We start from the raw sequence: 9,195 nt of genomic DNA, 5'->3' as shown, positions 1-9,195 counted from the left end.
CTACGGGCCCGGCCTGCCGGCCCCGGGGGCCTCGCCGTCCCGCTCGCCGGGGGCGGGCGGGCGGTGCAAGGTCGCCCAGCCGGTCCCGCACAGCGTCGGCGGCAGCGCCTGCTGGGTCGGCCGGTCGCGCAGGATGTGCGCCTTGGCGATCATGAAGGCGGTCACCGGCGCGGTCAGGAACAGGAACAGCGTGATCAGCAGCTCGTGCAGCGACGGCGCGTCGAGGAACAGCGCGAAGTACAGCATCGAGGCGATCAGGATCGCGCCGATGCCGAGCGTCGTCGACTTGGTCGGCGCATGCAGCCGGCGCATGATGTCGGGCAGCTTCGCGAGCCCGATCGATCCCACGAGCAGGAAGAAGGCGCCGATCACGATCAGGGCGGAGACCGCCAGTTCGCCGATGAAGACCATCATGCCCGCCTCACTCGATCACGTTGCCGCGCAGGAGGAACTTGCAGAACGCCGCCGTCGACAGGAAGCCGACCATGGCGAACAGCAGCGCCGCCTCGAAATACATCGCGGTCGCGTACCAGATGCCGATGACGACGATCAGCGCGATCGCGTTGATCACCAGCGTGTCGAGCGCCAGCACCCGGTCCAGGGCGTCGGGACCGACGGCGAGCCGGTACACGTTCAGGACCGCCGCGACCGAGATGCAGGCGATCGCGACCATGCAGGACACGGCGATCATTCGAAGATCTCCTTCAGGCGGCGTTCGTAGCGGTCCTTGATCTGGGCGACGACGCCGTCGGGGTCGTCCGTCTCCAGGCAATGGACCAGCAGCGAGCGGCCGTCGGCCGAGGTGTCGGCGCTCACCGTGCCGGGGGTCATCGTGATCGTGCCGGCGAGCACGCTGATCGCCTCGGGCGAGCGCAGGTCGAGCGGCACCGTGATGAAGCGCGAGCGCAGCCCGTCGCCGCGGCGGAACAGCACCAGATAGGCGACCTGCACGTTCGACACGCAGATGTCCCACAGCACGACCAGCACGTAGCCCGCCATGGCGGCGGGGTTGCGCAGGCGCACCCGGTCCGACCAGTAGACGCCCGTGAACATCGGCACCAGCACGCCGATCACGAGCCCGAGCACGAGGTGTCCGGCCGAGACGTCGTTCACCAGGAGCAGCCAGACCGCGGCGATCGTCACCGTCAGCCAGGGATGGGGCAGCACGCGCGCGAACATCCTCACCTCCCCAGCGCCACGCCCGGCGCACCGCCCAACTGCGCGGCGGCCTCGGGACCGAGGACCGCCGCCACGTATCCGCGCACGTCCAGGACCTGCGCGGCCGTCGCCTCGAACGTCGCCGTCGCCGGGCCGGCGAACAGCGTCAGCGCGCCGGTGCCGCCGATCAGCACCGCCACCGCCAGCACGGCCGAGGCCGGCCAGCGGGGTGCTCCCGCGGCCGCCGGCCCCGGTGCTGCCGATCCTGCCGGCAGTGGCCCGGCGCCGGCGGCTTCGGTCTTCCAGAACAGGACGCTGCCGGCGCGGCTGAAGCCGATGATGACCACGAGGCTGGTCGCCAGCACCAGGCTCCACACCCAGGCCGCCGACGGCGCCTCGCGCGCGGCGTCGAGGATCAGCAGCTTGCCGATGAAGCCCGAAAGCGGCGGCAGCCCGGCCATCGCGATCGCGGCCAGGAAGAACAGCCCCGAGACGAGGGCGGCCTGGGCGACCGGCGCCGCCGAGGACAGCCGGTCGGCCAGCTGCCCGCGATGGCGCATCACCATGTCCGCCAGCAGGAACAGCCCCGCGGTCGCGATGGTGGAGTGCACGGTGTAATAGAGTGCCGCCGTCAGGCCGCGCGGGCCGAACAGCCCGACCGCGACCAGCAGCGAGCCCATGGACCACACGGCGGCGAAGGCGACGAGGTCGAGCAGGCGCCGCGTCGCGACCACCCCGATCGCGCCGACCGCCAGCGTCAGCAGCGCCGCCGGCACGATCCAGGGCTCGGCCGCGTTCGCCAGCTCGCCCGCCTCGGGACCGAAGACCATCGCGTGGATGCGGATGATCGAATAGGCGCCGACCTTGGTCATGATCGCGAACAGGGCCGCGACCGGGGCCGGGGCGGCGGCGTAGGTGGTCGGCAGCCACCAGTGCAGCGGCACCAGCGCCGCCTTCAGCGCGAACACCAGCAGCAGCAGCAGCGCGCCCGTGCGCAGCAGCGCCACGTCGCCCGCCGCGACCTGCGGCGCCTTCAGCGCGATGTCGGCCATGTTCAGCGTGCCGGTCGTCGCGTAGATCAGGCCGACCGCGAACAGGAACAGCGTCGAGCCGACCAGGTTGATCGCGACGTACTGGAAGCCGGCCTTGAGGCGGGGCGCGCCGCCGCCGTGCAGCATCAGCCCGTAGGAGGCGATCAGCATCACCTCGAAGAAGACGAACAGGTTGAAGGCGTCCCCGGTCAGGAACGCGCCGCACAGGCCCATAAGCTGGAACTGGAACAGCGGATGGAAATGCCGACCCTTCGCGTCCCAGCCCTCGCAGGCGTAGACGAGGACGGCCAGCGCCAGGAACGCGGTCAGCAGCAGCATCAGCGCCGACAGCCGGTCCAGCACCAGTACGATGCCGAACGGTGCCGGCCAGTTGCCGAGCAGGTAGGGCCGGACCGCGCCGTCGCCCGCCAGCGCGAACAGCCCGACCGCGACCGCCAGCAGCAGCGCCGTCGCGCCGAAGGAGACGATGCGCTGGCGCGCGAGGTCGTGGCGCAGCGCCATCACCAGGAACGCCGCGGTGAAGGCCGGCAGGATGATCGGGGCGACGATCCAGTGGCTCATCGCTCGCTCCGCTCCGCGAGGCCGGTCACGCCGCCGTCGCGCTCGGCCTGGGCCGCGTCGGTGCCGCTCTCGAGGAAGCCGCGCAGCGCCAGCACGACGGTCAGCGCGGTCATGCCGAAGGAGATCACGATCGCCGTCAGCACGAGCGCCTGGGGCAGGGGATCGGTATAGCCCGCGGCGGCCGGGTCGACGATCGGAGGCAGGTCGATCGCCAGCCGGCCCATCGAGAACAGGAACAGGTTCACGGCGTAGCTCAGATAGGTGAGGCCGATGATGATCGGGAAGGTCTGGCCGCGCAGCAGCAGGTAGACCCCCGCCGCCGTCAGCACGCCGATGCCGCTTGCGATCAGGTATTCCATGTCACGCCTCGTCGCGCGCGGTTCGGGCCACCGGCCGGGGAGGGCCGGAATGAAGCAGGACGTCCATCGGGCCTTCGGGGACGGGCTCGCGCTCGGCGCGCTTTTGCACCCGCGAGATCTGGAACAGCGCCAGCAGGACGGTGCCGACCACGGTCAGGAACACGCCGAGGTCGAAGGCCATGGCCGTCGCCAGCTCGAACTCGCCGACCAGCGGCAGGTGGAAATAGTCGTAGCTGCTCGACAGGAAAGGCGCGCCGAACACGAAGGCGCCGGCGCCGGTCAGCCCCGCGACCAGCACCCCGGCGCCGATCATCGTGTGCGCGTCGAGGCGCGCGCGCGCGGCCGCCCAGGCATAGCCGCTGGCGAGATACTGCATGATCAGCGCGATCGCGACGATCAGGCCGGCGATGAAGCCGCCGCCGGGCAGGTTGTGGCCGCGCAGGAAGATGTAGACGCCGACCGTCAGCGCCAGCGGCAGGATCACGCGCGTCGCCACCACCAGCAGCAACGGATGCGCGTCGGCCGACTCGACCTCCTGGCGCATCGCATCCAGGCGGCGCGCCGATGCCCCGCGCAGCGCCGTGTCGAGCAGCGCGAAGATCGCCAGCGCCGCGATCCCCAGCACGATGATCTCGCCGAACGTGTCGAAGCCGCGGAAGTCGACCAGGATCACGTTGACGACGTTGGTGCCGCCGCCGCCGGGCTTGGACTGCTCGAGGTGGTACTGCGCGATCGAGGCGATGTCGCGGGTCATCACCGCGAAGGACAGGACCGCCACGCCGACGCCGGACGCGAGCGCGACCGCCGCGCTGACCAGGCGCCGGCCGGCACTCGGCTCGCCGACGCCGCGGCGCGGCATCAGGTTCAGCGCCAGCAGCAGCAGGATCGTCGTCACCACCTCGACCGAGATCTGGGTCAGCGCCAGGTCGGGGGCCGAGAACTGCAGGAAGGCGAGCGAGACGATCAGCCCGACCACGCTGGTCAGGATCAGGGTCAGCAGCCGGTCGGGGTGGAAGACCACGACGGCGGCGCTGGCGACCAGCAGCACGCCCCAGCCCACGATCGCGGGGATGGAGGCCGGCAGCGGCGCGCGCCCGCCCGGGCCGTGCCCGCCGGCGTAGAAGGCGAGGAAGCCGACCGCGACGATCGTCGCCACGATGAAGACCATGTAGCGCTGGAGCGAGCCGGTGTGCAGCGCCGCCAGCACGCGCCGGGCGGCGGCGACGAGCCTCTCGACGACGGCGTCGAACATCGCCTTGGCTTCCGGCCGCCACGCCGCGCCATGGGCGCGCGCCAGGGCGGGATAGGCGGCGATCATGATGCCGCCGCCGACGATGGCCGCCATGCTCATGAACAGGGCGGGGGTGAAGCCGTGCCAGATCGCCAGCGTGTAGTAGGGAAGCTCCCCGGTGCCGATCACGGCCATCGCGGTGCGCGCCACCACCGGCCCGGCGAGGGGCGGCACGATGCCGATCGCGACCACGAGCGCCACCAGCAGGGCGACCGGCCCCCACATGCCGGCGGGCGGATCGTGCGGGCGGTGCGGGTAGTCGTCGCGCGCCGGCCCGAGATAGACGTGGAAGGCGAGGCGCGCCGAGTACGCGACCGAGAAGACGGCACCCAGCGTCGCCAGCGCCGGCACCAGGTACGGCAGGCCGGCGTAGCTCGTCCCGGCGGCCGTATCGAGCATCATCTCCTTCGACAGGAAGCCGTTGAGCAGCGGCAGGCCGGCCATGGACGCGGCGGCGAGCAGGGCCAGCGCGCCGCTGACCGGCATCAGGCGCAGCAGCCCGCCCAGCCGGCGCACGTCGCGGGTGCCGGCCTCGTGGTCGACGATGCCGGCGCTCATGAACAGCGCCGCCTTGAACGTCGCGTGGTTCAGGATGTGGAACACCGCGGCGACGGCCGCCATCGGCGTGCCGATCCCCAGCAGCATCACCATCATGCCGAGATGGCTGACGGTCGAGAAGGCGAGCAGCGCCTTCAGGTCGTGCTTGAAGAAGGCGATCCAGGCCGCGACCACCATCGTGACCAGCCCGACCGGCGTCACGATCATGAACCAGGCGTCGGTCCCGGCGAGCGCCGGCCACAGGCGCGCCAGCAGGAACACGCCGGCCTTCACCATCGTCGCCGAATGCAGGTAGGCCGATACCGGCGTCGGCGCCGCCATCGCGTGCGGCAGCCAGAAATGGAACGGGAACTGGGCCGACTTCGTGAACGCGCCGCCCAGGACCAGAAGCAGCATGGGGACGTAGAGCGGATGCGCCTTGATCGCGTCGCCGCGCTGCAGGATCTCCGAGATCTCGTAGGTGCCGGCGATGTTGCCGAGCATCAGCATGCCGGCGATCAGCAGCAGCCCGCCGCCGCCGGTCACGACGAGGGCCATGCGCGCGCCCTGGCGGCCTTCCGGCAGATGCCGCCAGTAGCCGATCAGCAGGAACGAGCTGAGGCTCGTCAGCTCCCAGAACACCAGCAGCAGCAGGATGTTGTCGCTGAGCGCCACGCCGAGCATCGCGCTCTGGAACAGCAGCAGGTAGGCGTAGAAGCGGCCCATCGGGTCGCGCTTCGAGAGGTAGTAGCGGGCATAGACGATGATCAGCAGGCCGATGCCGAGGATCAGCGTCGCGAAGAACAGGCCGAGCCCGTCGACGAAGAAGCTGAACGCCAGCCCGACCTGCGGCAGCCAGGCGACGTGCTCGCGCACGACCTCGCCGCCGTAGACGGCCGGCGCGTGGGTCAGCAGCAGGACCAGGGCGGCGAGGCTCGCCGCACCCACGGTCAGCGCGCAGGTGTTGCGTCCGGAGCGGATCGTCAGGGGAGCGAGAAGGGCACCGACGAGGGGTATCAAGGCCACAAGAGCGATACTCATGGTCGGTGCAATTCCCTCGCTGCTTCTTCGGGACGGTACGCGGCGGGCCGGGCCGAGTCCCCGGGAACGAGACGGATCCGGGGCCCGCCGGGGCCGCGGAAGTCGCGCGGCCGGGCAGTTAATTAGGCCCTGGGGCCTGGGGTAGCAAGTTTTTTAGGAACCGCGTACGCGTCCGGGGGGTATCTTGCGGGCGGCGGCGGGCCTGCGTACACTTCGGGAAGCCCGATCCGCCGTACGGAGCACCGCCGTGAAGATCATCTACTTCTCGTGGCTGCGGACCAAGGCCGGGACGCCGGCCGAAGAGATCGGCCTGCCCGACGGCGTCACGACCGTCGGCGGGCTGCTCGACCATCTCGGCGAGGTCCGGCCCGGCCTGCGCGACGTCCTGAAGACGCCGGGGGCGCTGCGCTGCACCGTCAACCGCCGCTACGTCGACCCGTCCCACCCCGTCGCCGCGTCCGACGAGGTGTCGATCTTCCCGCCGGTCACCGGCGGCTGACCGTAGACGGGCCTCGTCCTCCTGCGTCGGGAAGGGCCGCTATCCGCAATGCGGGCAGTCGTCGCGCCGCGGCAGGGATATGTGCATCAGCTCGGCCCGCCAGGCGTCGTACATCACCAGCGTGCCCGACAGGCTCGGCTCGATGCCGAGCAGTTCCTTGATCACCTCGATCGCCTGCATCGCCCCGATCGTGCCGACCGCGGGGCCGAGCACGCCGATCTCGGAGCAGGTCGGCATCATGCCTGCGGGCAGCGTGTCGGGGTAGAGGCAGCGGAAGCAGGGATGCGGCGCGCCGAGATGCGCCTTGAAGGTCGTCAGGGTGCCGCTGGTCACCTGGATCGCGCCGCTGACCAGCGGGACGCGCGCCTTCAGGCAGGCCGCGTGGACCGTGTCGCGGGTCGCGAAGTTGTCGCTGCCGTCCGCCACGAGGTCGTAGCCGGCGACCAGCGCGTCGGCGTTGCGCGCGTTCACGGGCATGTCGTGCTCGACCAGCTCGACATGGGGGTTGAGGGCGCGCAGCGTCCGCGCCGCGCTCTCGGTCTTCGCCATGTCCAGGCGGTCGCTGGCATGGACGATCTGCCGGTGCAGGTTCGACAGTTCGACCCGGTCGTAGTCGACGATGCCGAGCCGGCCGATCCCGGCCGCGGCCAGGTACAGCAGCAGCGGCGAGCCGAGCCCGCCGGCCCCCACCACCAGCACCCGCGCCGCGCGCAGCCTTTCCTGGCCCGCCTCGCCGATCTCGGGCAGCACCATCTGCCGGCCGTAGCGCACGGCCTCGTCTCCCGTCAGGCTCATCTCGTCCGCTCCTCGCCGGCATCGGCGGCCGCCAGCTCCCCGATCCGCCGGATCATCAGGTTCAGTCCGTTGGCCCGGCCCGGCGCCAGGTAGTCGGCGAGGCCGATCCGGTCGAGCGCGTCGGCGGGCTGCTCCCGGATCTCGCGCGCCGTCCGGCCGGAATAGAGCCGCAGCAGCACCGCGATCAGGCCGCGCACGATCACCGCGTCCGAATGCGCGCGCAGCCGCACGACCCCCGTGGCCCGGTCGCGCGCGGCGTCCATCCAGACCTGCGACTGGCAGCCCTCGACCCGGTTGGCGTCCGCCAGCAGGTCCGGATCGGGGTCCGGCAGGCCGCGGCCGAGCGCCACCAGGTGCTGGAACTGCGCGTTCCAGTCGCCGAGCGCGTCGAAATCGCGGGCAAGCGCCTCGCACGCCTCGGCCAGCGTCTCGCGCCCGCTCATGCTTCGAAGACCTTGGCCAAGTGGCGGAGCGAGCGTTCCTGCGCGCCGTTGCTGACATGGCTGTCGCCGGGGCCGGGCTCGACCTCCAGGACGAGGGTGGCCCGCGCACCGCCGCCGAGCCGGGCCGGCAGCGCCGCCCAGGGCAGGTTGCCGGTCCCGACCTCCATCCCTTCCGAGCAGGTGGCCTCGACCAGCAGCGGCTCGTCGGGCGCGCGCCATTCGTGCCCGGCCAGCAGGCGGCTGTCGGAGACGTGCAGGTAGTCCATGGCCGGATCGACGAAGTCGAAGGGGTGGAGCGTGTCGGTCCGGTCCAGGTCGTCGTCGGTGATCCAGTCGAAGCGCCGGTCGGGCACCGGCGCGCCCCGGGCGCGGCGGACGTTGAACAGGTTCGCCGACAAGGTGGCATGGGCGACGTCGACGAAGACGCCGACATTGGCGAGGCGCTCCGCCTCGACATGGGCGCGGAACGCGGCGATCTCCCAGGGGAAGAAATGATCGAGCGGGCCGGACAGGATGTGGCGCCCGTCGCGCGGCAGCAGCGAGTAGTGGCCGACGTTCTCGACCAGCAGCCGCACGTCGCCGGCGGCGCGCGCGAGACGGGTGATCGCCTCGTTGAAGCCGGCGGTCGCCTCGGCGCGGGTCGAGCGCGGCGGCGCGTCGCCGAACACCAGGCCCCAATAGCGGTGGACGACGACGGCATGCGCCCCCGCCTCGCGCGCGAAGGCGACCGAGCGCTCCACCTGGGCCTCGTCGAAGTCCTCGCGCGTGACGCGCTCGACGGACTGGTAGGGGACGTGGACCGTCGGCGCGACCTCGCCGAAGGCGTCGCGCAGCCGCGCCAGGTTGGCCAGCGCCGCGCGCCGGCCGTCCTGCGAATCGACGTCCCGGCCGCCGAAGGTGTGAAGCTCGAGCGTGACCGGCAGGCCGAGGCGGGCCAGCCGGCGGCTGCGGTCCTCCAGCTGCCCGTAGTCGATCGCGGCGGCCTTCAGGGAGAATGCGGGCATGCGGGGAAAGCCTCGGGTCTGCGTGTCGCGGAACAGCATACCATTCTCTTCTTCGGCGCACCTGTATATCATCGCAAAGCGGTCCAAGGACCCGCTCAAGTCAATCCCGTCCGCAATGCGATGGTATTCAAATCATCCGCAGGGGACGAACGTAGGATTACTGCCGAGATGACCCTTCCCGATCCGCTGCCTTTCACCGTCGCCTTCGATTCCAGGGACGAGGATGAGCTTCTCGGCCGCTGGCGCAGCATCCTGCGCTCCCAGCGCTGGAGCATGGGCGAGCAGATCGAGGAGTTCGAGCAGCTCTGGGCGCGGGAGTGCGGCGCCGGGGCGGTCGCCTACAACAACTGGGCCGGCGCCGCGCAGGGCGTGCTCGACTATGTCGGCGTCGCGGGCGAGCGCGTGCTGTGCCCGTCCAACACCTTCGTCGCGACGCCGCGGGCCTCGGTGCTGGC

Annotated in this window: 11 protein-coding genes; 2 read left to right on the top strand and 9 right to left on the bottom strand. The window is 71.3% G+C overall.

The window, feature by feature from the left end; all coding sequences use genetic code 11:
- From VGO20_RS20420 to VGO20_RS20395, 6 genes are read right to left on the bottom strand one after another with little or no spacing between them, the layout of a single operon-like run.
- Positions 1–414: a Na+/H+ antiporter subunit G gene (locus VGO20_RS20420; protein ID WP_327504227.1), complete on the bottom strand. Its 414-nt coding sequence runs from the start codon at positions 412–414 to the stop codon at positions 1–3.
- A 7-nt stretch (positions 415–421) separates the two neighbouring features.
- A complete protein-coding gene (locus VGO20_RS20415) occupies positions 422–691 on the bottom strand; it encodes a K+/H+ antiporter subunit F (RefSeq protein WP_327504226.1) in 270 nt (89 codons plus the stop codon).
- Positions 688–1,179: a Na+/H+ antiporter subunit E gene (locus VGO20_RS20410; protein ID WP_327504225.1), complete on the bottom strand. Its 492-nt coding sequence runs from the start codon at positions 1,177–1,179 to the stop codon at positions 688–690. The genes VGO20_RS20415 and VGO20_RS20410 overlap by 4 nt, the downstream gene beginning before the upstream one ends.
- Positions 1,180–1,181: 2 nt before the next feature.
- Entirely contained in the window at positions 1,182–2,771 is a 1,590-nt protein-coding gene (locus VGO20_RS20405; RefSeq protein ID WP_327504224.1) for a monovalent cation/H+ antiporter subunit D, read from the bottom strand.
- Positions 2,768–3,130, bottom strand: coding sequence for a Na+/H+ antiporter subunit C (locus tag VGO20_RS20400; protein WP_327504223.1), 363 nt, complete (start codon positions 3,128–3,130; stop codon positions 2,768–2,770). The genes VGO20_RS20405 and VGO20_RS20400 overlap by 4 nt, the downstream gene beginning before the upstream one ends.
- Before the next feature lies 1 nt (position 3,131).
- On the bottom strand, positions 3,132–5,999 hold the full coding sequence (locus VGO20_RS20395) for a monovalent cation/H+ antiporter subunit A (RefSeq protein WP_327504222.1): 2,868 nt from the start codon (positions 5,997–5,999) through the stop codon (positions 3,132–3,134).
- A 247-nt stretch (positions 6,000–6,246) separates the two neighbouring features.
- Here VGO20_RS20395 and moaD point away from each other — a divergent pair, with 247 nt between their 5' ends.
- Positions 6,247–6,498 (top strand): molybdopterin converting factor subunit 1, encoded by a 252-nt coding sequence (moaD, locus tag VGO20_RS20390; RefSeq protein WP_327504221.1) that lies wholly within the window; start codon positions 6,247–6,249, stop codon positions 6,496–6,498.
- 39 nt (positions 6,499–6,537) lie between these two features.
- Here the strand turns inward: moaD and VGO20_RS20385 are convergent, their stop codons facing one another.
- Genes VGO20_RS20385 through VGO20_RS20375 form a run of 3 tightly spaced genes read right to left on the bottom strand, consistent with a single transcriptional unit; the run spans position 6,538 to position 8,740 of the window.
- Positions 6,538–7,293, bottom strand: a complete 756-nt coding sequence (locus tag VGO20_RS20385; RefSeq protein ID WP_327504220.1) for a HesA/MoeB/ThiF family protein — start codon at positions 7,291–7,293, stop codon at positions 6,538–6,540.
- A complete protein-coding gene (locus VGO20_RS20380) occupies positions 7,290–7,736 on the bottom strand; it encodes a SufE family protein (RefSeq protein ID WP_327504219.1) in 447 nt (148 codons plus the stop codon). The genes VGO20_RS20385 and VGO20_RS20380 overlap by 4 nt, the downstream gene beginning before the upstream one ends.
- The gene (locus VGO20_RS20375; RefSeq protein WP_327504218.1) at positions 7,733–8,740 is read right to left on the bottom strand and encodes a TIM barrel protein; all 1,008 of its coding nucleotides are present in this window, start codon (positions 8,738–8,740) and stop codon (positions 7,733–7,735) included. Before VGO20_RS20375 ends, VGO20_RS20380 begins: the two co-directional genes overlap by 4 nt.
- Before the next feature lie 168 nt (positions 8,741–8,908).
- Between VGO20_RS20375 and VGO20_RS20370 the strand changes: the two genes are divergently transcribed.
- A partial coding sequence (locus VGO20_RS20370) for a DegT/DnrJ/EryC1/StrS family aminotransferase (protein WP_327504217.1) occupies positions 8,909–9,195 on the top strand: 287 nt, incomplete at its 3' end.

It is taken from the genome of Arenibaculum sp. (assembly GCF_035998295.1).
Classification (GTDB): domain Bacteria; phylum Pseudomonadota; class Alphaproteobacteria; order Azospirillales; family Azospirillaceae; genus DASYHS01.
This window is presented reverse-complemented; position numbering and strand designations above follow the sequence as displayed.

Excerpts from the sequence above, each read along its gene's own strand:
- VGO20_RS20420 (WP_327504227.1), bottom strand. The coding sequence starts at position 414 with ATGATGGTCTTCATCGGCGAACTGGCGGTCTCCGCCCTGATCGTGATC.
- VGO20_RS20415 (WP_327504226.1), bottom strand. The coding sequence starts at position 691 with ATGATCGCCGTGTCCTGCATGGTCGCGATCGCCTGCATCTCGGTCGCG.
- VGO20_RS20410 (WP_327504225.1), bottom strand. The coding sequence starts at position 1,179 with ATGTTCGCGCGCGTGCTGCCCCATCCCTGGCTGACGGTGACGATCGCC.
- VGO20_RS20405 (WP_327504224.1), bottom strand. The coding sequence starts at position 2,771 with ATGAGCCACTGGATCGTCGCCCCGATCATCCTGCCGGCCTTCACCGCG.
- VGO20_RS20400 (WP_327504223.1), bottom strand. The coding sequence starts at position 3,130 with ATGGAATACCTGATCGCAAGCGGCATCGGCGTGCTGACGGCGGCGGGG.
- VGO20_RS20395 (WP_327504222.1), bottom strand. The coding sequence starts at position 5,999 with ATGAGTATCGCTCTTGTGGCCTTGATACCCCTCGTCGGTGCCCTTCTC.
- VGO20_RS20385 (WP_327504220.1), bottom strand. The coding sequence starts at position 7,293 with ATGAGCCTGACGGGAGACGAGGCCGTGCGCTACGGCCGGCAGATGGTG.
- VGO20_RS20380 (WP_327504219.1), bottom strand. The coding sequence starts at position 7,736 with ATGAGCGGGCGCGAGACGCTGGCCGAGGCGTGCGAGGCGCTTGCCCGC.
- VGO20_RS20375 (WP_327504218.1), bottom strand. The coding sequence starts at position 8,740 with ATGCCCGCATTCTCCCTGAAGGCCGCCGCGATCGACTACGGGCAGCTG.